This is a genomic window from Paraburkholderia megapolitana, from assembly GCF_007556815.1.
Classification (GTDB): Bacteria; Pseudomonadota; Gammaproteobacteria; order Burkholderiales; family Burkholderiaceae; genus Paraburkholderia; species Paraburkholderia megapolitana.
Map to the genome: position 1 here is coordinate 4,459,089 of NZ_CP041745.1, position 25,923 is coordinate 4,485,011.

Sequence of the window (25,923 nt, forward strand, 5' to 3'; positions counted from 1 at the left end):
GCATGCCGGCATTTCGTTTCGAAGCAATCGATGCGGCCGGCAAGGCGCAGAAAGGCGTACTCGATGCCGACAGCGCGCGCGGTGCGCGCACGCAGTTGCGTACCCAGGGACTGACGCCGCTCGTGGTCGAACCGGCCGCGACCCGCACGCGCGGCGAGCGGCAGCAGCGGCTCTCGCTTGGGCGTCGGCTGTCGCAACGCGAGCAGGCCATCGTCACGCGCCAGCTCGCCAGTCTGCTGATTGCAGGCCTGCCGCTCGACGAAGCGCTCGCGGTTCTCACCGATCAGTCGGAGCGCGATTACATCCGCGAGCTGATGGCGTCGATTCGCGCAGAAGTGCTCGGTGGCCATTCGCTTGCGAATGCGCTGTCCCAGCATCCGCGCGATTTCCCCGAGATCTATCGCGCGCTGGTGGCAGCGGGCGAACATACCGGCAAGCTCGGTCTCGTGCTGTCGCGCCTCGCCGACTACATCGAACAGAGCAACCAGCTGAAGCAGAAGATCGTGCTCGCGTTCACGTACCCGGGCATCGTCACACTGATCGCCTTCGGCATCGTGACGTTCCTGCTGAGCTACGTGGTGCCGCAGGTGGTTAGCGTGTTCGCGAGTACCAAGCAGCAGCTGCCGTTTCTCACCATCATGATGATGGCGCTGTCCGGCTTTGTGCGGCACTGGTGGTGGGCGACGTTGATCGCGATCGCGGTGGTCGCCTACATCGTGCGCGCGACGTTGCGACAGGCCGGACCACGCCTCGCGTTCGACCGCTGGGTGCTCACGGCGCCGCTCGCCGGCAAACTCGTGCGCGGCTACAACACGGTGCGCTTCGCGAGTACGCTCGGCATCCTGACGGCAGCCGGTGTGCCAATCCTGCGCGCGTTGCAGGCGGCAAGCGAAACACTGAGCAACAAGGCGATGCGCAACAACATCGACGATGCGATCGTGCGTGTGCGTGAAGGCACGTCGCTGTCGCGCGCGCTCGGCAATACGAAGACATTTCCGCCGGTGCTCGTGCACCTGATCCGCTCAGGCGAAGCGACCGGCGACGTGACGACGATGCTCGATCGCGCATCGGAAGGCGAATCGCGCGAGCTCGAACGGCGCACGATGTTTCTCACCAGTCTGCTGGAGCCGCTGCTGATTCTCGCGATGGGTGGTGTGGTGCTGGTGATCGTGCTGGCGGTGATGCTGCCGATCATCGAGTTGAACAATCTGGTGCAGTGATGTGATGCGAAAGCGCGGCACTCGGTGCCGCGCAGTATCGACGAACGTTAGCGAACGTAGATGGTAGGGCCAGGTGCGTTGGCGGGCAGGAACACTTCGGAATGCGCACCGTTGCGATCGATGATGATCGAGCGGGGACGTACTTCGGCAAGCGTTGCTCCTTGCATAAGCTTACCGCCGAGCGACACGGCCCGCGGCGGTTCGTCACCGGTGCTGACAATCGCGGACGAACCGCCGTTTAGCACAAGGATGCCGAACAGCCGCACGTTCTGATTGACGCTGCGTGTGAGCTGTCCGCCGAATATCGTGGCGGCCTGGTCGGTGGACACCGGAACGCGGGCTGCCGCAGCCGGCACAGGCGCCGGATGCGACGTGAGCGTGACGATCCAGTACGTAAGCGTCGCGCAGAATACGGCGAACAGCGCGAGCGACAGGAGGCGGGTTTGGATAGCGTTCATGCGCCATATTGTACGGACTATTGTGAATTTTGCGTTGAGTTGAAACCCTGCAACCACATGACATTAAAATGACCGGTCGGGCGTGTTCAATAGCGTCCCACGCGACGTAGCGAAGTGCGCCCTGACCCGGCAAAATCGAGAGCCCAATTTTTTGAACGAGGTAGCAAGCTATGCAGATGTGGACCAATCGCCGCGCTGAAATCGCGGGTGTGCGCGCTGGCCGTCAACGGGGGTTCACGTTGATCGAAGTCATGGTGGTGATCGCGATTCTCGGCATTCTGGCCGCGCTGATCGTGCCGAAGATCATGAGCCGCCCGGACGAAGCGCGTCGTGTCGCCGCCAAGCAGGACATCGGCACCGTCATGCAGGCGATGAAACTGTATCGCCTCGATAACGGCCGTTATCCGAGCCAGGACCAGGGCCTGCGCGCACTGATCGAAAAGCCGACCACCGACCCGGTACCGAACAACTGGAAGGACGGCGGTTATCTCGAGCGCCTGCCGAACGATCCGTGGGGCAATGCGTATCAGTATCTGAATCCGGGCGTGCACGGCGACATCGATGTGTTCAGCTATGGAGCAGACGGTAAGCCCGGCGGCGAAGGCAACGACGCCGACGTGGGTTCGTGGCAATAACGCGCCGATAGTTTTCTGATCCGCGTCCACTCGCCCTTTCGCACGACCGCTCGCACCATGCGTATGCCCTGCCCGTTTCATGCCGACGTTTCGTGCGAGGCGTCGGTGCCATGCGCGCCGCATGCGGCGTCGCGGGGCGCGCTGCGGCAGCGCGGCTTTACGCTGCTGGAAATGATGGTGGTGCTGGTGATCGCGGGGTTGCTGCTATCGCTGGCGTCGATGTCGCTGAACCGCAATCCGCGTACCGATCTGAACGAAGAGGCGCAGCGTCTTGCGTTGCTGTTCGAATCGGCGGGCGACGAGGCGCAGGTGCGAGCCCGGCCGATCGCATGGCAACCGCTCGATGGCGGCTTTCGCTTCGAGGTGCATTCCGAAGACGGCTGGCGTCCGCTGCGCGACGATCTGCTCGGCCAGCGTCAATGGCAAGGTGGCGTGACCGGTGTAGCGATCGACTATCCCGGCTCGGACACGCATCCGGATCGCATCGTGTTCGGCACCGAGAGTATCGACGAACCGGTGCAGGTCACGTTGTATTCGGCGACGGGCAACCGCGCGACGATCATCGGTACGGGCAATGGCCGCTATGAGGTGCGTTGAGATGCGGCGAACGGAATGTGGGAGCCGCGTCGTGGGCCGTGCGGCCGCGCGTGGCTTCACGATGATCGAGGTGCTCGTCGCACTCGCGATCATCGCGGTGGCGTTGTCGGCGTCGCTGCGCGCGGTGGGTAGTCTCGCCACCGGCGAAGCGGACCTGCACCGGCGCTTGCTGGCCGGCTGGAGCGCCGACAATGCGCTCGCGCAGTTGCGCTTGACACATACATGGCCCGATATCGGGTCGCAGACTTTCGACTGTTCGCAAGGTAATTTGCAGCTGACGTGCACGGAGAATGTGGCGGGAACGCCGAACCCATTATTCCGCCGCGTGGAAGTAACGGTGACGTTGTCCGGACGTCCGGGCAATCTCGCGGAGATGGTGACGGTGGTGGCGAATGAAACCAATCGTTCGCTCTGAGCGCCGCGTGTCGCGAACCGGTCGCAGGACGGTGGCCGGCTTCACGCTGATCGAGTTGCTGGTGGCGATCGCGATCATGGCGGTCATTGCGGTGTTGTCGTGGCGCGGGCTCGACCAGATCATGCGCGGCCGGCAGACGATTACCAACGCGATGGAAGACGAGCGCGTGTTCGCGCAGATGTTCGATCAGATGCGCATCGACGCACGCCAGGCCGCCACCGACGATGAAGCGGGTCAGCCGGCCGTATCGGTGCGCGGCAATGTGCTGCAGATCGTCCGCGAGCTCAATGCACCGGGTGTCGCGCCGCGTCTGGAGGTGGTGCGTTACCGCATCGGCAATGGGCGAGTGGTCCGCTACGTGTCGCCGCCGCTCGGCAACCTGAACGACTTGCAGCGTGCGTTGCAGGCGGGCAGCGAGAATGACTGGAGTTCGGTGGCGCTGATGAGCGGCGTTGGAGCGATCAACGCACGGCTCTACGTGCCGAAAGTCGGCTGGACCACACAGATGACCGACGTGCAGTCGGCGATCACCGAGAACGCCAATAACCTGAAGGTGCCGCAGCTGGGCAATGCGCCGTTGCCGCGTGCCGTGAGCGGACTCGAGGTCAGTATCGGAGCGACGTCGCTGGCGAAACCGGTGACGCGCGTGTTTCTGGTCGGCGAGTGATCAAGTGCTGGAGCGACGGAGCGATGGAGTGAGACATGAGGGGCGTTGAGGTGATGCGAGCATGGCTGCCGGTCCGGCGGGGCACTGCCCCCAGCCGCGCCTGCGCTCGCCGTCGCGGCCCGCATGTGCATGGTCCTCGTCACACAGGGCGCGAACGGGGCGCGGCCATCATCAGCGCGCTGCTGGTCGTCGCGCTGTCGGCCATCCTCGTGTCGGGCATGTTGTATCGCCAGCAGGTGCAGATCCGTCGCATCGAGAACCAGCGTCTGCTCGCGCAGGCGCAATGGGTGTCGCGCGGCGCGCTCGACTGGACCCGTCTGATCCTGCGCTCGGAAGCCGATAGCTCGGGCGGTATCACGTACCTCGGTGGCGTATGGGGCGTGCCCATCGCCAAGACGCGGCTCTCGGATTTTCTCGGGCAGATCGGCGAAAAACGTGCACAGGAAGGTTCGGACACGTATCTGTCGGGTTCGATCGAAGACGCCGAAGCGAAATTCAATCTGCGTAATCTCGTGTCGAGCCCCGCGCCCGGCACGCTGCAACTCGACATCGCGCAGATCCAGGCATTCCAGCGTTTGCTCACGATGCTCGGCATCAACGGCCAGCTCGCCAAGACGACGGCGATCCAGGTGCGCCTCGCGCTGTTGCACTCGGCAACCCGTTTTCAGGCGCCGCCGCTTACGGGCGGACCGGGTTCGACGCAGACGATCGGCGGTGGGGGCGGTGGTGATGGCAGCAACTTCACCGACAAGCCTGGCATCGACGACGACAGCAGCGACACGGGTGTCCCGCCGCTGCAGATGACCAGCGTCGATTCGCTGCTCGACGTGCCCGGTTTCACATCGGAACAGGTCGCCCGCCTGCGCCCGTTCGTGACCGTGCTGCCGACGGCCACCCCGATCAACATGAACACCGCCACCGCCGAGGTGATCGCCGCTGTCGTGCCCGGCATGAATCTGTCGAACGCGCAGGCACTGGTCGCACGCCGCGAGACAGTGTTTTTCCGCAACGTCGGCGATGTGACGCTCGCGCTGCAGGCCGCCGGCGTGCAGAACGTATTGATCGATCCGAACCAGCTCGATGTGAACACCAGTTATTTCCTGGTCCACGGCCGCGTGCAGCACGAGCGCGCGGAAGTGGACCGCACGACGCTCGTCTATCGCGACTCGTTGACGCATACCACCCGTATCGTGCGGGTGCGAGACCAACTATGAACAACGCCTTTTCCGCAGAGAGTGGCCTTTGAGCACACTGATCGTTCTACTGCCGCCGCGCGACCCGGCGGTTCCATCGCAGGAATGGCAACTGCCGGAGCTGCCGTTTCTGCTGCTCGACAAGTCCGGGCGCACGCAACGCGCGGGCCGTTCGGCGCTCGCGCTGCTGCCGCGCGCATCGTCGACCGTGCTGATGGTCGCTGCGCGCGATGTGCTGATGCTTGCCACCGCGTTGCCGCCGTTGAAGGGCCCGCGGTTGCGTCAGGCGTTGCCGAACATCGTCGAGGATCAACTGATCCAGGACCCGCAAACCTGTCACATCGCCGTCGACCCCAAGCCGCTCGACGAGCGTCGGCATGTGGTTGCGATCATCGATCGCGGCTGGTTCAGGTTCATCACCGAGTCCTTTACCGCAGCCGGGCATCGCAGTTTGCGTGCGGTACCGGTGACGCGCTGTCTGCCGTCCGCGGCGCCGCTAGGAGCACCCGGGAAGGCAACCGAACCCGGCGACGCCGAGGCCGCGCAACCGAGCGTCGAAGAACTGGCCGCCGCTGCGGCTGAACTGACGACGGTGGTCGCCGCGGTGCTTGGCACGGTGGTGTCGACCGCGCCGGCGCTGCTTGGCGAGGCCGCGCTCGACACCGGCGCGCCGCGTGTCGAACTGGCTGTGCTGCGTGGTGTGCTCGGCGAAGGGCTCGCCGTGCCCGCGAGCACGGTGCAAACGACCCTTACCGCGCTATCGGGCGCCGCTCCCGTCAAGCTGCACGTACTGACCGACATGCCGGGCAGCGAGCCGCGTCTTGCCGGAAATGCGCGCGGCAGTCTCGCGTCGTACGTAACCGGTGCGCAGCCGCTGCCGTTCGAAACCCTGGCGCGGCGTGCGCTGGAGAGCCGCTTCGACCTGTGCCAGTTCGAATTCGCGTCGCAGCCGTGGCGGCTCGATCGCGCGACGCTGCGGCGTTTGCGTGTCCCCGTGTTGCTGGGGGTGGCGGCGCTGGTGGTGGCGATCATCTGTACGAATGTGCAATGGCTGATGCTCGCGCGGCAACGCGACGCGTTGAGCGCGCAGATGACCGAGCTGCTGCTGAATGCGTTCCCGAAGACGACCGTCGTGCTCGATGCGCCCGATCAGATGACGCGCCAGTTGCAACAACTGCGCGTAGCTGCGGGCGAACTGTCGCCGGACGATTTCCTGTCGCTGGCCGACGGTCTGGCACGTTCGCTCGGGCCGATTCCGGTGAACGCGGTCGCTGCGCTCGATTATCACGAGAGGCGCCTCGACGTGACGTTCAAGCCCGAGGTCAAGGTCGATCCGGATCTGGCCAAGCGGCTTGCTGGTAACGGGCTGTCCGGCACGGTCGATAGCGACACCGTCGGCAAGTGGACGATCAAGCACGGGAACGCACAATGAAAGCGCAATTACTCGAAGCCTGGGCGACATTCTGGGACGCGCGCAATGCGCGTGAAAAGGCGCTGCTTACGTGGGGCGGCGTGGCGCTGGCCATCGTGATCGGCTGGTCGGTGCTGTGGGCGCCGGCGCAGCAGGGCCGTGCGCATCTGCGCGACGACCTGCCCGCGATGCAGCGGCATCTCGCGGAGATGACCGCGCAGGCCAACGAAGCGCAGGCGCTGTCGGGCGCCGCGCAAGGCGTGGCGCCGACCGGCGGTGCGCTCAAGGATGCGCTCACCACCTCGCTCACCGAACACGGTCTCGCGCCCACCCAGGTGCAGGTGCTCGGCGATGTCGTTCAGGTGCAGTTGAAGAACGCGTCGTTTCCGGCGTGGATCCAGTGGCTCGACGACGTGCGCAAGCAGTTGAAAGTGCAGGTGGCCGAGGCGCACGTGACGGCGCTGAAGGCCGACGGCCAGGTCGACCTGACGGCGTCGCTGCAACCGTCGACCGCGAAGTGACCGCAATGACTGCACAAGCACAAGGTTTGGCATGAGTCTCTGGATACGACGCGCTCGCGTCGTGCTGCCGTGGGTGCTGGTGGGGACGGTATCGTGCGCGGTCGTGCTGCTGGCGATGTTGCCGGCTGCCTGGATCACGCCGCAGTTCGCGAAGAAGACGCAAGGACATATCAACCTCGTCGATCCGGCGGGCTCGCTGTGGCACGGCTCGGCGACGCTGATGCTCGCTGCGGGACCGGATGCGAGCGCGGCGACGCTGCTGCCTGGGCGGATCGAATGGCGCACGGCGTTCTGGCCGCTCTTTATCGGCCGGGTGCGGATGGAGATGCGGCAGAGCGAGGCGATGCCCGATCCGGTGAACGTCGATGCCGCGGCGAGTAGCGCGACGCTGTCGGCGGGCAGCATTGCCGTCCCGGCTTCGCTGCTGACGGGGCTCGGCGCACCGTTCAATACGCTCGATCTGCAAGGCGACGTGCGGCTGTCGTGGACCGACTGGCGCGCGTTTCGCGGCCAGTCGTTCGGTCAGTTGACTGTCACGCTCAACGATATGAGTTCGCGTGTTTCGCGGGTCAAGCCGTTGGGATCGTACCGGGTGGTGTTTCAGGCAGAAGGCGCGGCGTCGACGCTCGATCTGTCGACGTTAAAGGGGCCGTTGCTGCTCGATGGGCATGGCACGCTGGGTAACGGCGGATCGTCGTTTCAGGGCACGGCGAGCGCGTCGCCTGATCAGAAGGACAACCTCGCGGGGCTGTTGAACCTGCTCGGGCGTCCGAATGGGCCGGGTACGGTTGCGCTGACGTTTACGCGGTGATGGGCTGACACGGCGGGGACTCCGCCGCGATCAATTGCTGGTAACCGCCCCACTTTGCGCGACCGGCGTGGCCGATACAGCCGACGTGCCCGAAGCACCCGCCGCCGGAGCCGCCGCAGCCCCCGTCTCGCGAGCCATCTGCGACACATCCCAGCCGCCGCCCAGCGCCTTCACCAGTCCCACCGACGACACCATCCGCTGGCCCGCAAGGTTCGCGAGCTTCTGTTCTGCCGTGAACGCGGTGGTCTGCGCGGTCAGTACGCTCAGGTAAGCGACGGTGCCCGACTTGTACTGGTTCGTGATGATGTCGAGTGCCTGGCGGGCCGAATCGACGGCTTGCTGCTGGACGACGATTTCCCGCGCGAGGATGCGCTGCGACGCGAGGTTGTCCTCGACGTCCTGGAACGCGGCCAGCACGGTTTGCCGGTAGGTTGCGACCTGCTGGTCGTAGGCGGCGCGTGCGGCATCGGTCTGCGCGCTACGCAAACCGGCATCGAAGAGCGTCGCCGCGAGTTGCGGGCCGACGGTCCAGAAACGCGACGGCGCCGTCAGTAGTTGCGAAAACACCGAGTTCTGGAAGCCGCCGCTCGCGGACAGCGTCAACGTTGGGAAGAACGCGGCAATCGCGATACCGATCTGCTCGTTGGCTGCCGCCGCCTTGCGTTCCGCCGAAGCGATATCGGGCCGCCGTTCGAGCAGCGCCGATGGCATCTGTTCGGGGACGGGCGGTGGTGTGGCATCGAGCGGCACCTGCGCCAGCGAGAAGGTCGACGCCGGTTCGCCGACGAGTACCGCTATCGCATGTTCGTCCTGCGCGCGTGCGACGCCGTTATCAATTGCCGCGGCCTGGGCGGACTGCAACTGCGTCTGCGCCTGGATCACATCCGAACGCGCGGCGACACCCTGGGCGTACTGGTTCTGCGTGAGTTGCAGCGAACGCTCGTAGGCGGCGACGGTGTCGTCGAGCAGCTTTTGCTGGGCGTCGAGCGAGCGCAGCGAGAAATAGGTCTGGGCGAGCGTGCCTTGCGCGGACAGCCGGGCGTTGGCGAGATCGGCGGCTGCGCCTTGCTGGCCGGCCTCCTGCGCGCTCACCGTGCGGCTCACCTTGCCCCACAGATCGGGCTCCCAGGTGGCGTCGAGCGATGCGCTGAAGTTGTTGCCAATGACGCTCGAATTCGGTCGCGTGGAACCGCTGTTGTTCGTTCCCGTCGCCGCGCGGCTCCGCGAGCCGGACCCCGATGCACTAATGACCGGGAAATACGATGCGCGCGCCTCGGCGACGAGCGCGCGCGCCTGCCGGTACGCCGCCGCGAATTGCGCAACGGTCTGATTCGCGGTGTTCAACTTGTCTTCGAGCGCGTTGAGCTGCGCGTCGTTGTAGATGGTCCACCATGCGCCACGATCGTGCTGATCGGCGGGCTGGGCGGTTTTCCAGCCGTCCGCGGCTTGCTGCGTTGCTTCCGGCGCGGCTTCCTTGTAGGCCGCCGGAACCGAGACATCGGGCCGCTTGTAGTTGGGCCCGACCGCACAACCGGCGAGCACGGCCGCGACCGTTGCCGCCACGGCGAGCGTCAGGATGCGTGGCGCAACTGCCAGCGGGCGCGGGGTACGGTCAAACGGCATGCGAAGGGTTCCTGTCGATTCGGCCGGCCGGCGCTCTGGCGGCCGGGCGGTCATCCGCGAGGCGAGAAGACGGGTGTGTCGCGACGGCTCCGGAATGGTAGCTTACGCGACGCCTCCGGCGCGGAAAACAGGAAGAGTAATGTGGGGCGAGGCTTGGGTGTGTTACCGGGAGTTCCGGCCGGTTACGCGGCATTACCTGGCCCAGGAGGCAACCGCAATGGATACCGGCAAATGGCGATGCAACGGCGAACCGACCTTGGCCCGCCTGTTGAGGTTCAGACGCGTTCGCTGAGGCTTTGTCGCGCGAGCTTGCCCGCGGCGGCACGGCACACCGACGCGTTGCCGCGCGACTGGCAAACCGATGCGCCCGGCACCAGCGATGCGGCTGCGGCTCCCGATCCTTTGCCCGCGACGGCAGGCTGAAGCGCCCCAGCCGTTCCACCGCCGCTGCCCCGGCCGGCCCGTTGCGACGCGCTCGACGACTTTCGATCCACGCGAGCAGCAGCACACCCAGCGATCCCCCAGGCAACACGAACATCGCCGCATACAGCGCCAGCTTCCACCAGCGATGCGAGCCCTGGAACGTGTGCAGTGCGGTGTCGGTGATGGAGCGGCCCAGGCCGCCGAGGGTGTTTTTCAGGTACAGCATCGCGGGAATCCTTATGCGTGGCAGCGGGACGCTGTACGCGGCAAAGCGGTCAGAACATGGTCTCGGGTGGCGCGAAAACGCGCGTAACTCGTTGCCTGCAATAATATTGACTATGCAATCAAATTTCAAGATACTTCCGCTTAACCTGACGGTCCTTGTTGTTTTTGGCTCAGGCGTCGACCGATGAATCGGTCCAGGTAAATAAAATCCGCTGCAATTTTTCGGCTCCACGTACGACTCCCATGAACGACAGTCCCCATCGCACAGGTGAGACACCTATCGAATCGAGCCTCGGCTATTACCTGGCGAAGGCACGCGAGGTATTTCTCGAGCGGATGGATCGGGCCGTGAAGCCGCTGGGATTGACCGCGCCGCAGGTCGGCGTAGTCATGCTGTTGTGGTGTGGTCGGGCGACGACGCCGTTCGAGCTGTCGCGGGTGATGTCGTACGACAGCGGATCGATGACGCGGATGCTCGACAGGCTGGAAAAGAAGGGGTTTATCGAACGTACGCGTAGCGAAACCGACCGGCGTATCGTCAAGCTCGAACTGACGCCGGCCGGGCGCGAAGCCGCGAGTCAACTGCCGGCACTCGGCAAAGCGGTGCTGAACGAACAGTTGCACGGATTCTCCGCCGACGAAGTCGCCACCCTGGTGAATCTGCTCGGCCGTTTCATCGCGAACGGCACCGGCGCGCAGGCTCCTGGCAATGTGCTCGCCGGGGTGTGTGGGGTGCGGGAAAAGTCGTCGGAGGAAGGCGACGAGTAAGTCAGTCGGGGGCGCTTTCGGGCGCCATTGCTTTAATCGAATGTCTGTCTGGGCAGAGAGTGCTAGTGCATGAAATATCTGCTTAATAGCAACAGCATATGGGTGCCACGACAAGTGTTGGCCCGATGAGGAGAAATTATGGCCGCCACGGCTTCCGCCGCCGCGCCTGCCGCGCCCGCTGAACCTGCCCCGCTCGCCGGCGGCAGGCTCGCATTGCTGACCGTCGGCCTCGCGCTCGGCACCTTCATGGAGGTGCTCGATACATCGATCGCGAACGTTGCCGTGCCGACCATCTCCGGCAGCCTTGGCGTGTCGACGAGCGAAGGCACGTGGGTGATCTCGTCGTATTCGGTGGCGTCGGCGATCGCCGTACCGCTCACCGGGTGGCTCGCGCGGCGGGTCGGCGAGGTGCGGCTGTTCACGCTGTCGGTCGTGCTGTTCACGATCGCGTCGGCGGCGTGCGGGTTCGCGCAGAACTTCGAATCGTTGATCGCGTTCCGGCTGCTTCAAGGGCTCGTGTCCGGTCCGATGGTGCCGCTGTCGCAAACCATCCTGATGCGCTCGTATCCGCCCGAGAAGCGCGGGCTCGCACTCGGTTTATGGGCGATGACGGTGATCGTCGCGCCTATCTTCGGGCCAGTGATGGGCGGCTGGATCACCGACAACTACACATGGCCCTGGATCTTCTACATCAATCTGCCGATCGGTCTGTTCTCGGGCGCCTGCGCATACTTCCTGCTGCGAGGCCGCGAAACGAAGACGACGAAGCAGCGTATCGACGCGATCGGGCTAGCGTTGCTCGTGATCGGTGTGTCGTGTCTGCAGATGGTGCTCGACCTCGGCAAGGATCGAGACTGGTTCAATTCCAGTTTCATCGTCGGGCTTGCCATCACCGCGGTCGTATCGATTGCGTTTTTGCTCGTCTGGGAGTTGACGGAAAAGGAGCCGATCGTCGACCTGACGCTGTTCAAGGATCGCAACTTCGCGCTCGGCGTGTTGATCATCGCCGGCGGTTTCATGGCGTTCTTCGGCTCGGTGGTGATCTTTCCGCTGTGGCTACAGACGGTGATGGGCTATACCCCAGGGCTCGCCGGGCTCGCTACCGCGCCGGTCGGTTTTCTCGCGCTGATCCTCTCGCCGCTGATCGGCCGCAACATACACCGGCTCAATGTGCGACTGGTTGCGAGTTTCGCCTTCGTCGTGTTCGCATTCGTATCGTTCTGGAACTCGACCTTCACGCTCGACGTCCCGTTCAACCATGTGATCTGGCCAAGGCTCGTGCAAGGCATCGGCGTGGCGTGTTTCTTCGTGCCGATGACGACGATCACGTTATCGAGCATGTCCGACGAACGGCTCGCGAGCGCATCCGGCCTGTCGAATTTTTTCCGCACGTTGTCGGGCGCAATCGGTACTGCGATCAGCACGACGTATTGGGAGAACGACGCGATCTATCACCACGCGGTGTTGTCGGAATCGGTCAACGTGTATTCGCAGAACACGAACGCCTATCGCGACGCGTTGTCTTCGCTCGGCGTTGCCGGACAAAGCGTGACTGCACAGTTGAACGAGATCGTGACGCAGCAGGGCTTCATGATGGCGACCAACGATTTCTTCCGCATCTCGTGCGTCGGTTTTATTTTTCTGGCGGCGCTGGTCTGGATCACGAAGCCGAAGAAAGGCGCGGCGGCGTCGATGGGACATTGACGCCGCGCGACGAACAGTGTGCGGTTGCCGATCACTGAGAAGCCGGTTCTCCGGTTGGCGAGGCAATCGACTGTGCGGGCATCGCTTCAGGTGCCAGCGCTGCGGCGGGCGCCGGCGTGCTGCCCGGTGCGGGCACGTTCGCTGTGCCGTTGCGCACGAACAGCTTGAAGTCCGCACCGGCTTGCCACGGGTCGGGTTTGCAGCCGAGCGCGCTATCGCAATGCGCCGCGAAGCCGATCGTCGAGGTGCCGTCGTTGTTCGGCGTCTTCGTGATCTCGTACGCGAGGGCGCGTTTGCCGCCGTCGGGACCGGTGGTCTGGATCAACGTATCGCTGCTCGATTCAAGTGGATAACGCGAGTGACCCGTTACCCATGTTTGCGCGCGCTGCCACCAGAGATCGCACTCCGCCTTGCTTGAGCACGTTAGCGGCGCGGTGGCGATCTGCATGACATCGGGTTGAACCTGGCCGCGGGTAGAACAACCGGCGACGAGCGTGCCGAAAGTACAGAGCGCGGCGATCGACAGGTATTGCTTGATCAAGGTATTCCTCCGTTGGCGAAGCGGGTCGCTGGAAAGAGCATAGTCGTTGGACTCCCGTAAGGCACGCGTGTTTCAACGGGTTCGCGATTCCGGGAAATCCTGCCAGTACTTTTTTTGCAGCAATCGCCGTGCCGTGGTGCTTATCGGTCGCAGTGCGATGTTGCGGTGTCGGATAGCGAGGCGTAAACAAAGAGGGCAGTCCGTCTGGACTGCCCTCTTTCCTCTGAAACGTGCCGGCGTTCGCTGCGATACAACCGTTCTACGACCGGTTGCCTACACGCTAAAGCGGTTCAACGTATACGCGCGATACGCGGCGATAAACGCATCGAACGAACCAACCTCTTCCCGCTCGAGCGTGGCCTGCTCGGCGAGCGATTGCGCGGCGAGTTCGGTCATCTCTTTCTCTTTTGCAGCATCGAGCGGACGACTGCGGAACCATGCCGCATGCGCTTCGCTTTGCGCAAGACCGAACGCGAGGAAGCTTTGTTCGCGCTCACGCATTGTTTGCAATACACGCGCGGAGGGCGTCAGCGACACATCGGCGAGTTTGGCGCGCTGCGTTGTGACTGCACGGGCGTGACGATCGTCGCCGTGCAAGGCATCGAGCCTTGCCGCTGCAAGATCGATCTTTGCGAGCAACTCATTCGCCCAGTCGATCATCGACACGGTCTTGCCGTCGCGCGTCAACTCGAGCCCCGGCTTGCGCCCTTCCGACGTCACGGCGCTGAAATTCTGGTTTGCTTCGCAGTACGCATCGGGCGGCAACGGTGCACTGTCGTCGAGCGCGCAGACGAGCAGATACGCATCGAGAAAGCGCGACGTTTCAAGCGAAATGCCGACTGGCTCGAACGGATCGATGTCCATGCAGCGCACTTCGACGTATTGCACACCGCGCGTCGCAAGCGCATGCAGCGGGCGCTCGCCGGGATACGTGACGCGCTTCGGCCGGATGGTCGAATAGAACTCGTTTTCGATCTGCAGCACGTTGGTGTTGATCTGCACCCACTTGCCGTCGCGATGCGTGCCGATTGCTTCGTACTGCGGATACGGCTGGCTCACGGCCTGCGTGAGCGCGTCGAGATAGCCCGGCAATGTGTTGTAGTCGGCGCGCAGCGCGGATTGAGCGGTCGTATTCGAATAACCGAGATCGCTCATCCGCAGGCTCGTCGCATACGGACGATAGAGCGTGTCGGCATCGAAGGTTTCGAGCGTGTGCGGACGATCACGCAGAAAGCGCCGGTCGAGCGCGGGCGACGCGCCGAACAGATACATCAGCAGCCAGCTGGTGCGGCGGAAATTGCGAATCAGCGCGAGATAGCGCTCCGACTGGAAATCGACAGGGCTCGCTGTAGATTGCTGGTCCGCGTGCAGCAGACGCCACACTTCTTCGCTCAGCGAGTAGTTGTAATGGATCCCCGCGATACATTGCATCGTGCGGCCATAACGCAACGAGAGGCCGACGCGATACACATACTTCAGCTCGCCGATGTTCGACGTGCCGTAACGCGCGATCGGGATCTCGTCGTCCGCGGGCAGCAGCGCGGGCATCGAGTTGTTCCACAAGATTTCGCTGTCCAGCTTTGTATAGACGAATCGATGCAGCGTATCGAGCTGCTCCAGCGTCATCGAGACGTCTTGTTCCGCCGGCGTGATCAGTTCGACCAGTGCTTCCGAATAGTCGGTAGTCAGCGACGGATGCGTGAGCGCCGAGCCGAACGAGCGCGGATGCGCCGTCATTGCGAGGCGACCGGCGGGCGTGACGCGCAAGCTTTCCTTTTCGATGCCGCGCAGGCCGGCAGTCAGCGCATCGGCCTGCGGGCCCGCGCTCAGCACGGACAGGCGATGGGACAGCACATCGGTCGTATGGGGAGAAGATGTATTTGGCATCGATGCAGTTGCAGGTCGGGCGTTGTCTGCCGCCATGACCGCCGGCGGCGGCCGACAACGTTCGGCGGATTCTTGGTAGCGGGCACTTTAACATCTCGCCACGAGACCTGCTTGAGGTGCCCTCGGCGCTGCTTTTACGTGCCATGACAGGGTTTTTGCGCGGTACTGCCGATGCGTTTCGGGTTGTGGTCGTCGTTCGATGCGTGCCTTGTCGCGCCCTGTCCTGCCCTGCCCTGCCCTGCTTTGCCTGCTAGCCGCCGCGTGCCGCGCCTGCGCGATCCGCGATTTCGTTCCACAGATGCATCGCCGCATACGCGCGCCACGGTCGCCATGCATCGGTACGCGCGCGTTGCTGCGTCGGACGTACCAGCGACGGATGACGTGCCGCGATCGATTGCATCAGGACGAGATCCGATGCGGGCCACGCGTCCATGTCGCGCCACGCGCGCATCGCGACGTATTCGACCGTCCAGGGGCCGATGCCCGGCAATGCGAGCAACGCGGCGCGCAACGCAGTTGCGTCTACGGTGTCGTTGTCGAGCGGCACGTCGCCGCTCGCGACCGCCTGCGCAAAACCCTGCAGCGCGGCAACCCGCTTGCCGGGCATGCCGATCTTTGCGAGGTCGACGGCGGCGAGCGCGGCGGGCGTTGGAAAACGCCACGCGGTGTGTTCGTGCGGATGATCGTCGATACGTTCGCCGGCGCGTTGCACGAGACGACCGATGATCGTCGTCGCGGCTTTCACGCTGACCTGTTGACCAACGATCGCGCGCACCACGAGTTCGAAGCCGGACCACGCGCCCGGCACGCGCAATCCAGGGGCTGCGTCGAAGAGCTGTGCGAGCCATGGATCTTCGGCGAAATGCGCGCCGATTGCCTTCGGGTTCGCGTGCAGATCGAACATGCGCGCGATCGGCGCGGCGAGCGCGTCTGCGTGCCGGCTCGCGGCGCCGTCGATGGTGGCGACGATGCAGCGCTTGCGTGGATGCAGTCGTACGGTCAGCGTGCCGGCGTCGCCGGCCCAGTCGATCGCGCGGCGATAGGCGCCGTCCTCGACCGCTTCGACGCCTGGCGTCGCGCGCCCTTTGAAGAAACGCAGCAAGCGCGGCCAGTCGAAAGGCGCCTTGAACGGCAACTCGAGCGAGGCGCTATGAGCAATATCGGTCGTCAAGCGGCGTGATCCAGGTCGGCGGCGATTGCCATCGTAACGGGGGCGGACGTCGCGCCGGTGTGGTGCGCTTCCGCATCGAGCAGCGCGGCTTTGCGCGGCAAACCCCAGCGATAGCCGGCCAGTGCGCCACCCTTTTGTATCACTCGATGGCATGGAATCGCGAGTGCGACCGGGTTCGATGCGCACGCGCTTGCCACCGCACGCACCGCGCGCGGCGAGCCGACCTCCGTGGCGATGTCCGAGTAGCTGCGCGTCTCGCCGTACGGAATGCGCTGCAAGGCTTCCCACACACGCTGCCGGAACGCGGTGGCGGCGATGTCGAGCGGCAGGTCGATGCGCTCACGCGTGCCGTGCAGATACGCGTCGATCTGTTCGATGAACGGTGCGAGCCGCGCGGGATCGTCGATGAATTCGGCGTTGGCGAATTCGCTGCGCAGTTCGTCGACGAGCGTCGTAGCGTCATCGCCGAATGCGATCTTGCAGATACCTTTGCCAGTCGCGGCAACGAGCACGAGGCCGAGCGGCGTCGAGGCGCTCGCGTAGTGCACGACGAGGCCCGCGCCCTTGCGGCGATACGCGGACGGCGCCATGCCGAGTTCGGCGGCGGCGCTGTCGTACATCCGCGACGGTGAGCCGAAGCCGGCATCGACGCTTGCACGCGTCACTGCTGTGCCACGCGCAAGCGCGTCGCGCAACGCGGCGCCGCGCTGGGCGGCCTGGTACTGCCGCGGCGACACACCGACGACACGCTTAAAAAGACGCTGCAGATGAAACGGACTCACGTGCACGAGATCGCTCAACTGCTGCAATGTCAGACGTTCCTGCGGATCGGCGTCGAGCGCCGCGCATGCGCGGTTCACGATCTCGATCTCACGCGGCAGGCGACCTGGCTGGCAACGCTTGCAGTCGCGGTAGCCGGCGGCGCGCGCTTCATCGGTGGACGGGAAAAAATCGACGTTCTCGCGACGCGGCTGGCGCGACGCGCACGACGGGCGGCAGAACACGCCGGTCGTTTTGACGCCGTAGAAGAAAGTACCGTCGGCGTCAGTGTCGCGGCCTGTGACGGCGGCCCAGCGTTCGGCAGAGGTGGTGTAGGCGGTTTTCATCGTGGATTCCGGGAGACAGTTTCGATGTTCACCAATTTAGTCCGCAGGTCGACACAGTACGCTCCGGATCTTGCTCTGTCATTGGAGCCCGTCGTGAAGCCCTTCAGGCCCGTGGGGTGGCCATCCGCAGCTGTTCCGAAGCGGGCTCCGACCCCGCTTGCAGCGGGGGGGTGTCAGAGAATGTTAATTTCCGGGTTTTCCCTTAAAAAGTTATTGCGTCGCACCAACCCCGTGTGTATAGTCACTCTTGTCTCCTCCATGTCTCCTCCTGATATGGATTAAGCCCGCTCCCAGTGAGCGGGCTTTTTTTCGCCTGCATTCCGGGCAATCGTCCGCCGGGGCAGCGCCCGGGTCAGCTCCATGAAACCGTACACGAGCGCGCCATTTGCCGCTTCGCCGTGCCGGCAGATACCTGGTCTTTCTTTTAAACTTCCACTAGCCAGCCGCAGCCGGAATAACCCGCGGACTGAACCGGTAAGGGAGTGCGCTCCATGCAGATTCACATTCGAGAGATCGACCACGTCGTGCTTCGTTCCGCCGATCTCGAGGCCATGACCCGCTTCTATTGCGACGTACTTGGATGCAGCGTCGAGAAGGAGCAGCGCGAAATCGGACTCGTGCAGTTGCGTGCGGGACGGTCGCTGATCGATCTGCTGGCGGTGGGCAGCAAAATTGATCGTGCCGAGAGCGGCGTGCCCGGCGCGGGACGCAACATGGACCACCTGTGTCTGCGCGTCGAACCGTTCGATGCCGCTGCGCTGGAAAAACACCTCGCTGAATGCGGGGCGCGGATCGGCGAGTTGGGGACGCGCTATGGCGCGGATGGCTTTGGCACGTCGCTGTATCTGTTCGATCCGGAGGGCAACATGGTCGAACTCAAAGGTCCGCCGGACGCTGCGCGGGCCACTTCGCTTTAAGCGCTGCGCCGAACGCGTGACACGTCACGCGTTGGCCGGCTCCTTCAGCACCGTCCATTCGATCGGCACCGGGTCCGCTTCCGACGAGCCCAGCCATGCCTGCCCGTCCTGTACCGTGCACTGCAGACGCATCGTGCGCTCCGCCAGTTTGCCGAGTGCCGCCGCGACGTCGTCGCCGAGCGACCACACCGTCACGTTGCGCAGACGCTCTACCTTGCTGCGCACGCCTTGCCACCAGATCTCCGACGTACGGCCGCCGTATGCGATCACGACGACCTCGTTCGAGCGCCCGCTCGCTTTCGCGATGCGGCGCTCGTCCGGTTGCCCGACTTCGATCCACATTTCGATTGCACCGGTGAGGTCTTTTTGCCAGAGATCCGGCTCGTCGATATCGGACAGCCCCTTCGAGAATTCCAGACGCTCCTGCGCGAACAGCGCGAATGCGGCGACGCGAACCATCATCCGCTCGTCGGTTTCGGACGGATGGCGGGCGATCGTGAGCGTATGGTCGGCGTAGTAGTGCCGGTCCATGTCGGCGATCTGTAGATCGGCTTTGTAGATGGTCGATTTGAGAGCCATGCAGCACCAGGGGCCCAATGTGACGGGCCTGAGAGAAATCGAAGAGTGGCGGGTCCGCCAAGTCTGGGTAGTCAGCGCGTGATGATACCGAATGTGCGCGGCATCTGTGCTGCAAGGTGGGCGGCGGCGCGGGAAAACGAGCCACAATGAAAAAGGCGGCTGGGATAATTCCCAGCCGCCTTTTATATACGCGAATCAACGCTGGCCCGTAAAAGGCCGGATAATCTCTGCACGTTCGGCCTATCGGCTATTCGCCAATAGCGCTAGATGCAGCGTTATTGCTTGATGAATCTATCGTTGGCCCAGAGCCCCTCCGTGTCGCTGTTGCCGGAATTCACGAATTCAATATCGTGTCCGACCACGCGTACCACGCGGAAGCTCGCATTTTCAGGAGTCGACAAGCACTGATAGCCGGAGAAAAATTCCTGCATTTTCTGCTGCTCGCCGGCCTGGGCGTGCTGATCGGCTGCATCGAGTTTGTCCTTCGACAGACAGCCATACGCATTAGGCTTGAACTGGATCGTCTGCTGCGGTTTGATCACGTTATCTTGCGCCTGAACCGCCGACGCGACAGCCAGTCCCGCAACTGCAAAAAGAAGAGCGACACGCTTGATCATGTTACTGCCTCCGTGCGGGTGATATTACTCAGGTTAGCTATGTATTTAACTTCAATGGGGTACCCGCACCTTGCACTGTATAAAATGCAGCGGCGAGCACAAGCACATCTTGTGTGCGCTTGCAACAGTGGCGAATTGTCGCACCCTGCGCAGTCCGCCGATTTGCCTCTGAAAGTGGGGTGAAAGGGCAGTAGCAACGATGCGTTTTCAATAATGGCTTTTAGTGTCACCCTTTAATTACAACGGTTTGCCGCGATGATTCGCGTAAACGCGGAGACTCAATTAAGCGACTTAATACAAATGCCGTAACCGCTTGATGCGGCGCACACAAAGTCGTTTAGTGAATTAAGCGTAAAACCACTAGAAAGTCGCGCGCGCAGAATAAAAATGATGCCAGGTTCATTTTTGCGGACCTGCGAATGAGCGGCTTGACGGTTGGGGAGACGCTGGCGCCGCGCAAAAGTTCGTCGATAAATCGGGCGGCCTTCGGGGATAACGGTATGACACTCCCTCACGGGCTTCCGTTCGCGATGACTTCGGGGGTGGGATCGGTCACGATCTTCAGTGACCCCGAGACGTTGGTGGTAACCGGTGCCGGACTTGCCAGTTGACTGCGTATGAGCGGCAGCTCACCTACTCGCCGCGCAGTGCGCCTACAATGAAAGAACAGCGTGACGAAGATCGGAGGCCATCGTGATCGAGCACCTGATATTGGGCGCATTTCTGGTCGTGCCGCTATTGATCGTCGCGTTTCTATTCTCCGACGAGCTATGGCAGGAACATCGCGACCGCGAGCAGCAATCGCCGCCACGACGCATCGACTGGCGCCATCCGATTCGCAGCCTGCGGCATCCTCACTGAACGCGACGGCGCATTGGTGTCGAGCACAAAACGTGCGGGCAAAAAAAAGCCGCAGCGTTCGTGGAACTGCGGCCTAACCACACACATAACGCCATACATGCACGTCACTGCCAGAGTCTGGGTGTGTGTGCGGTCGCAGGCAAGTTCTTAAGCGTGGAATTGACCATCTTTGACGTTGCTGCACATTTTGCAATTGGGACGCGCGAGGCAAGCGCCTCGATACGCGTTATTTCCCAATGCAAAACCGGCTAAAGATCACCCCAAGCAGATCGTCGGACGTGAACTCACCCGTAATCGAATTGAGCTGTTCCTGGCCGAGACGCAACTCTTCTGCAAACAGATCCAGCGCCTGCGCGTTTTGATCCGCATGTTGAGCCGCCAGCATCAGATGTTCCTGCGCCGCGCGCAACGCAATCAGATGCCGTTCGCGCGCGAGGTACACGCTCTCCGCGCCAGCCTGCCAGCCCGCGATCCGCAACAGTTCTTCACGCAACAACCCGATACCGTCGCCTTGCTTGGCCGAGAGCCGCACTTCGCGCAGATCCGAACCGGCGGCACCGTCTCCGGGCAACGTCACCGCAGCCGGAAGCCCCGTCAAATCGGTCTTGTTGAGCACCCGCACGACCGGCACGCCGGCGGGAAAACGCGCGGCGATCGTAACGTCGTCGTCGGTCATGCCGCTGCGCGCGTCGAGCAGATGCAGTACGACGTCCGCCCGCTCGATCTCGTTCCACGTGCGCGCGATGCCGATCTTTTCCACCTCGTCGTCGGTTTCGCGCAGACCCGCGGTGTCGATCACGTGCAGCGGAATGCCTTCGATCTGGATGGTCTGCGCGACCTTGTCGCGCGTCGTGCCGGCAATCGGCGTGACGATGGCCAGCTCCGCGCCCGCGAGCGCGTTCAGTAGCGACGATTTGCCGACGTTCGGTTGCCCGGCGAGCACTACCGACAGTCCTTCACGCAGCAACGCACCCTGCTTCGCTTCGGCGAGCACGTTCGCGAGTTGTTGGCGGATCCGGGCGAGCTTGCCGCGCGCATCGGCGGCTTCGAGAAAGTCGATCTCTTCTTCCGGAAAATCGAGCGTCGCTTCGACCAGCATCCGCAGCGTGATCGTTTCTTCGACGAGCGCATGGATGTCGCGCGAAAACGCGCCGTCGAGCGAGCGGCCTGCAGAACGCGCAGCAGCTTCGGTACTCGCCTCGATCAGATCGGCGACGGCTTCCGCCTGGGCGAGATCGAGCTTGTCGTTGAGGAACGCGCGTCGCGTGAATTCACCGGGCTCCGCGAGGCGCAGGCCCAATGCGCGGCCGGCGTCGATGCAACGCTGCAGGACCAGTTGCAGCACGATCGGGCCGCCGTGCCCCTGCAGTTCAAACACGTGCTCGCCGGTGTACGAGTGAGGCGCCGGAAAATACAGCGCGATGCCGCGATCGAGCGCTTCGCCCTTGCCATCGAGAAACGGCACGTAGCTCGCATGCCGCGGCGCGAGCGCCTGGCCCGTCAGCGCCTCGATTAATGCGCCGGCCGCTTCGCCAGCCCGTCCGAACGAGATTCGCACTACGCCGATTCCACCCCGACCCGGAGCGGTGGCGATGGCGACGATGGGATCGGAATCGGTGGCGAGCATGGTGGACGAACGAAGGGAGGTGGTCGACGGCGGGCTGTATGAAGTGCGACGCATTGTAACGCGCGCGCTTTCGGCGCTTTGGACGGGCGCCGGAGCGCGTCTGCACGCGGTCTTCGGTCAGAATGGCTAGGAAGTATCTTAATTGAGATAATGGCGATTGATCGCGAGCCGGGCAATCTGTCGCGACAATTACGCTCGCACGCTTCCAGAATGAGCTTCGTGCGTGGCCGAATTGTTCCGGGTATCGTTCCAGGTCGGTCAGCTGTCGAGCTATTTATAACTAAATGGAGATAAATATAGCGCAACTGGTTGTCGGCGTCGCACCACTCGAATTGCACAATCCGGCCATGCCTACCGCCGAAGAAAAAGCCGCCTTCACCGAACGTCTGCAGTTCGCGATGCGCCGTGCCCCCGAGACGCCTCAAGGTCCAACCGAACTCGCGCTGCATTTCAATCTGCGGTATCGCGGCGCGCATCCGATTTCGCCGCAAACCGCGCACAAGTGGCTGAGCGGCCGCACGATCCCCACCGCCGACAAACTGCAGACGCTAGCCGAATGGCTCGACGTCGATCTGCACTGGCTGCACTACGGGCCGCCACCTGGCGACGCGAAGCGTACGGTGCCGAAGCCGAGAGCGCGCGGCGAGAAGTATCCGCTGTCTCCCGAGGCGCTGGAACTCGCATCGAAGATCGAAGCGTTGACGCCGCATCACCGGTATCTCGTGCAGGAACTGATTTCACAGTTCTACGGCGACGCCGACAAGGATTGAGCGCAGCAAGCGGAAGCCGTACCCGCATAAAAAAACCGCCCGGTGCATGAACTGCACCGGGCGGTTTTTTACTGGGGCGAAACGGGCAACGTCTCCCGTTTCGCCCGACAAACTCAGACTCAGGCAGCCTTCTTCTTCGAGCCCATCATCCGCGTGATGTAGTACTGCTGTGCGATCGACAGCACGTTGTTCACCACGTAATACAGCACCAGACCGGCCGGGAAGAAGAAGAACATCACCGAGAACGCGATCGGCATGAACATCATCATCTTGGCTTGCACAGGGTCCGGCGGCGTCGGGTTGAGACGCGTCTGCAGGAACATCGAGACAGCCATCAGCACCGGCAGGATGAAGAACGGGTCTTGCTGCGACAGATCGTGAATCCAGAGCATCCACGGCGCGCCGCGCATTTCCACCGACGACAGCAGCACCCAGTACAGCGAGATAAACACCGGGATCTGGATCACCACCGGCAGACAGCCACCGAACGGATTGACCTTCTCGGTCTTGTACAGCTCCATCAACGCCGAGTTCATCTTCTGCGGATCGCCCTTGAAGCGTTCGCGCAGCGCCTGCATGCGCGGCGTGATCGCCTTCATGCGGGCCATCGACTTGTAGCTCGCCGCCGACAACGGGAAGAACACGGCCTTGATCAGCAGCGTGAGCAGCACGATCGACCAGCCCCAGTTGCCGACATAGCTATGGATCTTCTCGAGCAGCCAGAACAGCGGCTTCGCGATGATCGTCACCCAGCCATAGTCCTTCACGAGTTCGAGACCCGGCGCGATGCCTTCGAGCATGCGCTCTTCTTCCGGACCGGCGAAAAGTTCCGCGGATACATTAGCGGACTGTCCCGGTGCAATCGTCGCGACCGGTTCCTTCACACCCACGCGATACAGCGACGGGTCGATCTTTTCGACATAGATGTCGCGCTTCGCGCCCTGCTGCGGAATCCACGCCGTCGCAAAGTAATGCTGGACCATCGCGATCCAGCCGTTATCGGCGGAGGTCGCGTAGTCCTGCTTGTTCTTGTCGACGTCGCTGAACGTCATCTTCTGGAAGTGATGCTCAGCCGTGTAGACCGCCGGTCCGATGAACGTGTGCGAGAAGCGCGGCGTTTCGACCGGCTGGCTGTCGCGCACCAGTTCCATATAGACGGTCGGCGTGACCGGCACGGTGCCCACGTTGAGGATCTTCGTATCGACGCCGATCACGTAGCTGCCGCGCGTGAACGTGTACGTCTTGACGACCTTCACACCGCCCTTCACCGGCGATTCGAAGCTGAGCTGGAACGTCTTCGCGTCGCCGGTCAGGTCGTGCGGCTGGTTGGGCACCGGCGTGAAGATGTCAGTATGGTTCGGGAAATCGCCACCGAGCAGGCCCGTGCGTGCGAGATACGTATGGTCGGCGGTGTGATCGAACAGCGTGATGACGAGGTCGGGCTGCGAACCGTCGCCATGCTTGATCAGCGACAGCTTCGATAGCGTGCCGCCGCGGGTGTCGATCTGACCGCTATAGACGTCGGTGCTGAACGGAACCAGCTGCGCTTGGGCGGCGGCCGGCGTCGTGCTACCGGGCGCCGCTGTACCCGCAGCCGTATTGGCCGTGGGCAGATCGGCGGACTGGGTTCCTGGTGTCGTTGTTCCCGGCGCGGCGCCTGCCGCGGTATGCGTCTGCGTGGCGCCCGGGAAGAACATCGACGGACGTCCGTGGTCGCGCTGCCAGTTGTCGAACAGCAAGACAGCTGACATGAAGAAGATGACCCATAGGACGGTGCGTTTGATATCCATGCGTTGTCTCAGTGTCGAGGGAACGGCGCGTCAGCGCTTTTCAGAAGTGGGAGGCGGGACGAGATCGATGCCGCCCGCCGAAAACGGGTGGCAGCGGCACAGGCGCCTGGCGGCGAGGTAAGTTCCGCGCGCGGCGCCATGATACTGGATTGCTTCGCGCGCGTAATCGGAACAGGAAGGATAAAAACGGCACCGGTCGCCGAGCAGCGGACTGACGGCAACCTTGTAAAAACGCAGCAACGCGATGAGTACCGTTTGCATGGCTTGAGCGACCGGATTGCGCCGCACAGGGGGAAGATCGGGCACCGTGTTCACCGGAGCGGGCCGACGCCGGTTGCGCGTCATGGCGTCGCAGCCGGCGGTGTAAGCGGTGCAGGTGCAGCAGGCTGCGCCTCACGCCTGGCGATTTCACGCGCGGCCTTGTCGAGCAGCATCTTGATCTCTTCAGTACACAGCGCGTTCAGCGGCGGCGACGAGGCGCTGGGCAACGCCTTCCTGTCGATCTTCGTATGCAGGCGCAGCAGCACGTCCCAGCCGGCGAAGTCGGCGCGCCGCAACCGGAACGCCTCGCGTGCGAGGCGCTTCACGAGGTTGCGGGTTGCGGCCCGCGGTGCATGCTTCTTGCCGACCACGAGCCCTAAGCGCGCTTCGTTGCCTGTCGGACTAGCGTACACGACGAAATGCGCAGAGCGGCGCCACGGGCGCAAACGAAAAACGGATGAGAATTCATCCGTTTTCAGCAGCCTTGCGGCTTTGGGGAAGGCGGCCTGCGCGCGCAACGGAATCGATCCCTGCTGCGGCGTGTGAGCCGTTCCCGCTGAAGCGCGGGTGCCGGACACGGCGCGCAATCCGCTTGAAGCAGCCCTTAGATCGCGAGGCGCTTGCGGCCCTTCGCGCGGCGTGCGTTGATGACCTTGCGGCCACCCGCAGTCTTCATGCGAACGCGGAAGCCATGGGTGCGCTTGCGGCGCGTCACGGAAGGTTGGTAAGTACGTTTCATGTTGCTCTCACTTGTTGAGAAATGACCGCGCGAGCATCGCAGGGAACGCAATGAACGGTGGTGCTGGAAATTGGTTTACGCCGAACCCGCTATTTAAGCCGGTTTTCTCTTGGTCGTCAATAGCTTAGAGGCTTGTTCCGACACCCCCGTACGTCCCGATCGACTGGTCCGGCCCTGTGGATAACTCCCCTTACGGCGTCGTTTTGGCGTTAGAATCTCGCCTTAATCCCAAGAATCCTGCACGACGCCCCGCTGCGCCTGCTTGCCGCAAACCCTTGTGGTGCAAGCGCCTGGGGCAGTTCCGTCTGTGCTGCTCCGGGCCTCGTCGCGGGTTTTGCGACCAGGAAGCGCCAGCGGACCGCCGTGCACATAACGACAGCAACTCG

General features: G+C 63.3%; 28 protein-coding genes. 14 read left to right on the forward strand and 14 right to left on the reverse strand.

The window, feature by feature from the left end:
- Window positions 1-2 precede the first annotated feature (2 nt).
- The gene (gspF, locus tag FNZ07_RS33380; RefSeq protein ID WP_091016975.1) at window positions 3-1,220 is read left to right on the forward strand and encodes a type II secretion system inner membrane protein GspF; all 1,218 of its coding nucleotides are present in this window, start codon (window positions 3-5) and stop codon (window positions 1,218-1,220) included.
- Between the two features lie 47 nt (window positions 1,221-1,267).
- Here gspF and FNZ07_RS33385 read toward each other — a convergent pair whose 3' ends face one another.
- Window positions 1,268-1,678: a type II secretion system protein N gene (locus FNZ07_RS33385; protein WP_091016973.1), complete on the reverse strand. Its 411-nt coding sequence runs from the start codon at window positions 1,676-1,678 to the stop codon at window positions 1,268-1,270.
- A 170-nt stretch (window positions 1,679-1,848) separates the two neighbouring features.
- On the opposite strand from FNZ07_RS33385, the gene gspG reads away from it, so the two are divergent.
- The 8 genes from gspG to FNZ07_RS33425 are packed head-to-tail and all read left to right on the forward strand — an operon-like array spanning window position 1,849 to window position 7,928.
- Window positions 1,849-2,313, forward strand: a complete 465-nt coding sequence (gspG, locus tag FNZ07_RS33390) for a type II secretion system major pseudopilin GspG (RefSeq protein WP_091016972.1) — start codon at window positions 1,849-1,851, stop codon at window positions 2,311-2,313.
- A 57-nt stretch (window positions 2,314-2,370) separates the two neighbouring features.
- Window positions 2,371-2,910, forward strand: coding sequence for a GspH/FimT family pseudopilin (locus FNZ07_RS33395; protein WP_091016969.1), 540 nt, complete (start codon window positions 2,371-2,373; stop codon window positions 2,908-2,910).
- 1 nt (window position 2,911) lies between these two features.
- A complete protein-coding gene (gene gspI / locus FNZ07_RS33400) occupies window positions 2,912-3,325 on the forward strand; it encodes a type II secretion system minor pseudopilin GspI (RefSeq protein WP_091016966.1) in 414 nt (137 codons plus the stop codon).
- Window positions 3,303-3,992, forward strand: coding sequence for a PulJ/GspJ family protein (locus tag FNZ07_RS33405; RefSeq protein ID WP_091016964.1), 690 nt, complete (start codon window positions 3,303-3,305; stop codon window positions 3,990-3,992). Before gspI ends, FNZ07_RS33405 begins: the two co-directional genes overlap by 23 nt.
- A gap of 35 nt (window positions 3,993-4,027) precedes the next feature.
- Entirely contained in the window at window positions 4,028-5,206 is a 1,179-nt protein-coding gene (gspK, locus tag FNZ07_RS33410; protein ID WP_177228317.1) for a type II secretion system minor pseudopilin GspK, read from the forward strand.
- A gap of 28 nt (window positions 5,207-5,234) precedes the next feature.
- On the forward strand, window positions 5,235-6,617 hold the full coding sequence (gene gspL, locus FNZ07_RS33415; protein WP_091016959.1) for a type II secretion system protein GspL: 1,383 nt from the start codon (window positions 5,235-5,237) through the stop codon (window positions 6,615-6,617).
- A complete protein-coding gene (gspM, locus tag FNZ07_RS33420; RefSeq protein ID WP_091016958.1) occupies window positions 6,614-7,117 on the forward strand; it encodes a type II secretion system protein GspM in 504 nt (167 codons plus the stop codon). The genes gspL and gspM overlap by 4 nt, the downstream gene beginning before the upstream one ends.
- 31 nt (window positions 7,118-7,148) lie before the next feature.
- Window positions 7,149-7,928 carry a type II secretion system protein N gene (locus tag FNZ07_RS33425; protein ID WP_091016956.1) on the forward strand — a complete coding sequence of 260 codons (780 nt, stop codon included), beginning with the start codon at window positions 7,149-7,151 and terminating at the stop codon, window positions 7,926-7,928.
- A 30-nt stretch (window positions 7,929-7,958) separates the two neighbouring features.
- Here FNZ07_RS33425 and FNZ07_RS33430 read toward each other — a convergent pair whose 3' ends face one another.
- Entirely contained in the window at window positions 7,959-9,551 is a 1,593-nt protein-coding gene (locus tag FNZ07_RS33430; protein ID WP_091016953.1) for an efflux transporter outer membrane subunit, read from the reverse strand.
- A gap of 275 nt (window positions 9,552-9,826) precedes the next feature.
- Window positions 9,827-10,045, reverse strand: coding sequence for a hypothetical protein (locus tag FNZ07_RS34240; protein WP_249040675.1), 219 nt, complete (start codon window positions 10,043-10,045; stop codon window positions 9,827-9,829).
- 397 nt (window positions 10,046-10,442) lie between these two features.
- On the opposite strand from FNZ07_RS34240, the gene FNZ07_RS33440 reads away from it, so the two are divergent.
- Both FNZ07_RS33440 and FNZ07_RS33445 read left to right on the forward strand, forming a co-directional pair.
- Window positions 10,443-10,967 carry a MarR family winged helix-turn-helix transcriptional regulator gene (locus FNZ07_RS33440; protein ID WP_091016949.1) on the forward strand — a complete coding sequence of 175 codons (525 nt, stop codon included), beginning with the start codon at window positions 10,443-10,445 and terminating at the stop codon, window positions 10,965-10,967.
- A 135-nt stretch (window positions 10,968-11,102) separates the two neighbouring features.
- The gene (locus FNZ07_RS33445; RefSeq protein WP_407670696.1) at window positions 11,103-12,671 is read left to right on the forward strand and encodes a DHA2 family efflux MFS transporter permease subunit; all 1,569 of its coding nucleotides are present in this window, start codon (window positions 11,103-11,105) and stop codon (window positions 12,669-12,671) included.
- Window positions 12,672-12,702: 31 nt separating this feature from the next.
- On the opposite strand, the gene FNZ07_RS33450 is transcribed toward FNZ07_RS33445, so the two are convergent.
- The 4 genes from FNZ07_RS33450 to ada form a co-directional block, all read right to left on the reverse strand.
- Window positions 12,703-13,209: a hypothetical protein gene (locus FNZ07_RS33450; RefSeq protein WP_091017564.1), complete on the reverse strand. Its 507-nt coding sequence runs from the start codon at window positions 13,207-13,209 to the stop codon at window positions 12,703-12,705.
- A 276-nt stretch (window positions 13,210-13,485) separates the two neighbouring features.
- On the reverse strand, window positions 13,486-15,099 hold the full coding sequence (gene gshA, locus FNZ07_RS33455; protein ID WP_091016944.1) for a glutamate--cysteine ligase: 1,614 nt from the start codon (window positions 15,097-15,099) through the stop codon (window positions 13,486-13,488).
- Window positions 15,100-15,349: 250 nt separating this feature from the next.
- Complete coding sequence (locus FNZ07_RS33460; RefSeq protein WP_170275764.1) at window positions 15,350-16,270, reverse strand: DNA-3-methyladenine glycosylase family protein; 921 nt, start codon at window positions 16,268-16,270, stop codon at window positions 15,350-15,352.
- On the reverse strand, window positions 16,267-17,376 hold the full coding sequence (ada, locus tag FNZ07_RS33465) for a bifunctional DNA-binding transcriptional regulator/O6-methylguanine-DNA methyltransferase Ada (RefSeq protein ID WP_091016941.1): 1,110 nt from the start codon (window positions 17,374-17,376) through the stop codon (window positions 16,267-16,269). Before ada ends, FNZ07_RS33460 begins: the two co-directional genes overlap by 4 nt.
- A 491-nt stretch (window positions 17,377-17,867) precedes the next feature.
- Here ada and FNZ07_RS33470 point away from each other — a divergent pair, with 491 nt between their 5' ends.
- Entirely contained in the window at window positions 17,868-18,293 is a 426-nt protein-coding gene (locus FNZ07_RS33470) for a VOC family protein (RefSeq protein WP_091016939.1), read from the forward strand.
- Window positions 18,294-18,317: 24 nt separating this feature from the next.
- Here the strand turns inward: FNZ07_RS33470 and FNZ07_RS33475 are convergent, their stop codons facing one another.
- Together FNZ07_RS33475 and sap1 are read right to left on the reverse strand one after the other, a co-directional pair.
- Window positions 18,318-18,872 (reverse strand): YaeQ family protein, encoded by a 555-nt coding sequence (locus FNZ07_RS33475; protein WP_091016936.1) that lies wholly within the window; start codon window positions 18,870-18,872, stop codon window positions 18,318-18,320.
- 275 nt (window positions 18,873-19,147) lie between these two features.
- The gene (gene sap1, locus FNZ07_RS33480) at window positions 19,148-19,489 is read right to left on the reverse strand and encodes a surface attachment protein Sap1 (protein ID WP_091016933.1); all 342 of its coding nucleotides are present in this window, start codon (window positions 19,487-19,489) and stop codon (window positions 19,148-19,150) included.
- Window positions 19,490-20,182: 693 nt separating this feature from the next.
- On the opposite strand from sap1, the gene FNZ07_RS33840 reads away from it, so the two are divergent.
- Window positions 20,183-20,350 (forward strand): hypothetical protein, encoded by a 168-nt coding sequence (locus tag FNZ07_RS33840; protein ID WP_170275873.1) that lies wholly within the window; start codon window positions 20,183-20,185, stop codon window positions 20,348-20,350.
- A 226-nt stretch (window positions 20,351-20,576) separates the two neighbouring features.
- On the opposite strand, the gene mnmE is transcribed toward FNZ07_RS33840, so the two are convergent.
- Window positions 20,577-21,977: a tRNA uridine-5-carboxymethylaminomethyl(34) synthesis GTPase MnmE gene (gene mnmE / locus FNZ07_RS33485; RefSeq protein WP_091016928.1), complete on the reverse strand. Its 1,401-nt coding sequence runs from the start codon at window positions 21,975-21,977 to the stop codon at window positions 20,577-20,579.
- 347 nt (window positions 21,978-22,324) lie between these two features.
- Here mnmE and FNZ07_RS33490 point away from each other — a divergent pair, with 347 nt between their 5' ends.
- The gene (locus tag FNZ07_RS33490) at window positions 22,325-22,747 is read left to right on the forward strand and encodes a helix-turn-helix domain-containing protein (RefSeq protein ID WP_170275890.1); all 423 of its coding nucleotides are present in this window, start codon (window positions 22,325-22,327) and stop codon (window positions 22,745-22,747) included.
- Between the two features lie 119 nt (window positions 22,748-22,866).
- On the opposite strand, the gene yidC is transcribed toward FNZ07_RS33490, so the two are convergent.
- The 4 genes from yidC to rpmH all read right to left on the reverse strand — a co-directional run bounded on the left by yidC (window position 22,867) and on the right by rpmH (window position 25,537).
- Window positions 22,867-24,537 (reverse strand): membrane protein insertase YidC, encoded by a 1,671-nt coding sequence (gene yidC, locus FNZ07_RS33495; protein ID WP_091016925.1) that lies wholly within the window; start codon window positions 24,535-24,537, stop codon window positions 22,867-22,869.
- 30 nt (window positions 24,538-24,567) lie between these two features.
- Window positions 24,568-24,798 carry a membrane protein insertion efficiency factor YidD gene (yidD, locus tag FNZ07_RS33500; protein ID WP_091017557.1) on the reverse strand — a complete coding sequence of 77 codons (231 nt, stop codon included), beginning with the start codon at window positions 24,796-24,798 and terminating at the stop codon, window positions 24,568-24,570.
- 80 nt (window positions 24,799-24,878) lie between these two features.
- Window positions 24,879-25,376, reverse strand: a complete 498-nt coding sequence (gene rnpA, locus FNZ07_RS33505; RefSeq protein WP_091017555.1) for a ribonuclease P protein component — start codon at window positions 25,374-25,376, stop codon at window positions 24,879-24,881.
- 26 nt (window positions 25,377-25,402) lie between these two features.
- Window positions 25,403-25,537, reverse strand: coding sequence for a 50S ribosomal protein L34 (gene rpmH / locus FNZ07_RS33510; RefSeq protein ID WP_004198824.1), 135 nt, complete (start codon window positions 25,535-25,537; stop codon window positions 25,403-25,405).
- Window positions 25,538-25,923: the final 386 nt, after the last annotated feature.

Coding starts and splice junctions, on each gene's coding strand:
- gspF (WP_091016975.1), top strand. CDS start 3: ATGCCGGCATTTCGTTTCGAAGCAATCGATGCGGCCGGCAAGGCGCAG.
- FNZ07_RS33385 (WP_091016973.1), bottom strand. CDS start 1,678: ATGAACGCTATCCAAACCCGCCTCCTGTCGCTCGCGCTGTTCGCCGTA.
- gspG (WP_091016972.1), top strand. CDS start 1,849: ATGCAGATGTGGACCAATCGCCGCGCTGAAATCGCGGGTGTGCGCGCT.
- FNZ07_RS33395 (WP_091016969.1), top strand. CDS start 2,371: ATGCGTATGCCCTGCCCGTTTCATGCCGACGTTTCGTGCGAGGCGTCG.
- gspI (WP_091016966.1), top strand. CDS start 2,912: ATGCGGCGAACGGAATGTGGGAGCCGCGTCGTGGGCCGTGCGGCCGCG.
- FNZ07_RS33405 (WP_091016964.1), top strand. CDS start 3,303: ATGAAACCAATCGTTCGCTCTGAGCGCCGCGTGTCGCGAACCGGTCGC.
- gspK (WP_177228317.1), top strand. CDS start 4,028: ATGAGGGGCGTTGAGGTGATGCGAGCATGGCTGCCGGTCCGGCGGGGC.
- gspM (WP_091016958.1), top strand. CDS start 6,614: ATGAAAGCGCAATTACTCGAAGCCTGGGCGACATTCTGGGACGCGCGC.
- FNZ07_RS33425 (WP_091016956.1), top strand. CDS start 7,149: ATGAGTCTCTGGATACGACGCGCTCGCGTCGTGCTGCCGTGGGTGCTG.
- FNZ07_RS33430 (WP_091016953.1), bottom strand. CDS start 9,551: ATGCCGTTTGACCGTACCCCGCGCCCGCTGGCAGTTGCGCCACGCATC.
- FNZ07_RS33440 (WP_091016949.1), top strand. CDS start 10,443: ATGAACGACAGTCCCCATCGCACAGGTGAGACACCTATCGAATCGAGC.
- gshA (WP_091016944.1), bottom strand. CDS start 15,099: ATGCCAAATACATCTTCTCCCCATACGACCGATGTGCTGTCCCATCGC.
- ada (WP_091016941.1), bottom strand. CDS start 17,376: ATGAAAACCGCCTACACCACCTCTGCCGAACGCTGGGCCGCCGTCACA.
- FNZ07_RS33470 (WP_091016939.1), top strand. CDS start 17,868: ATGCAGATTCACATTCGAGAGATCGACCACGTCGTGCTTCGTTCCGCC.
- FNZ07_RS33475 (WP_091016936.1), bottom strand. CDS start 18,872: ATGGCTCTCAAATCGACCATCTACAAAGCCGATCTACAGATCGCCGAC.
- sap1 (WP_091016933.1), bottom strand. CDS start 19,489: ATGATCAAGCGTGTCGCTCTTCTTTTTGCAGTTGCGGGACTGGCTGTC.
- mnmE (WP_091016928.1), bottom strand. CDS start 21,977: ATGCTCGCCACCGATTCCGATCCCATCGTCGCCATCGCCACCGCTCCG.
- FNZ07_RS33490 (WP_170275890.1), top strand. CDS start 22,325: ATGCCTACCGCCGAAGAAAAAGCCGCCTTCACCGAACGTCTGCAGTTC.
- yidC (WP_091016925.1), bottom strand. CDS start 24,537: ATGGATATCAAACGCACCGTCCTATGGGTCATCTTCTTCATGTCAGCT.
- yidD (WP_091017557.1), bottom strand. CDS start 24,798: ATGCAAACGGTACTCATCGCGTTGCTGCGTTTTTACAAGGTTGCCGTC.
- rpmH (WP_004198824.1), bottom strand. CDS start 25,537: ATGAAACGTACTTACCAACCTTCCGTGACGCGCCGCAAGCGCACCCAT.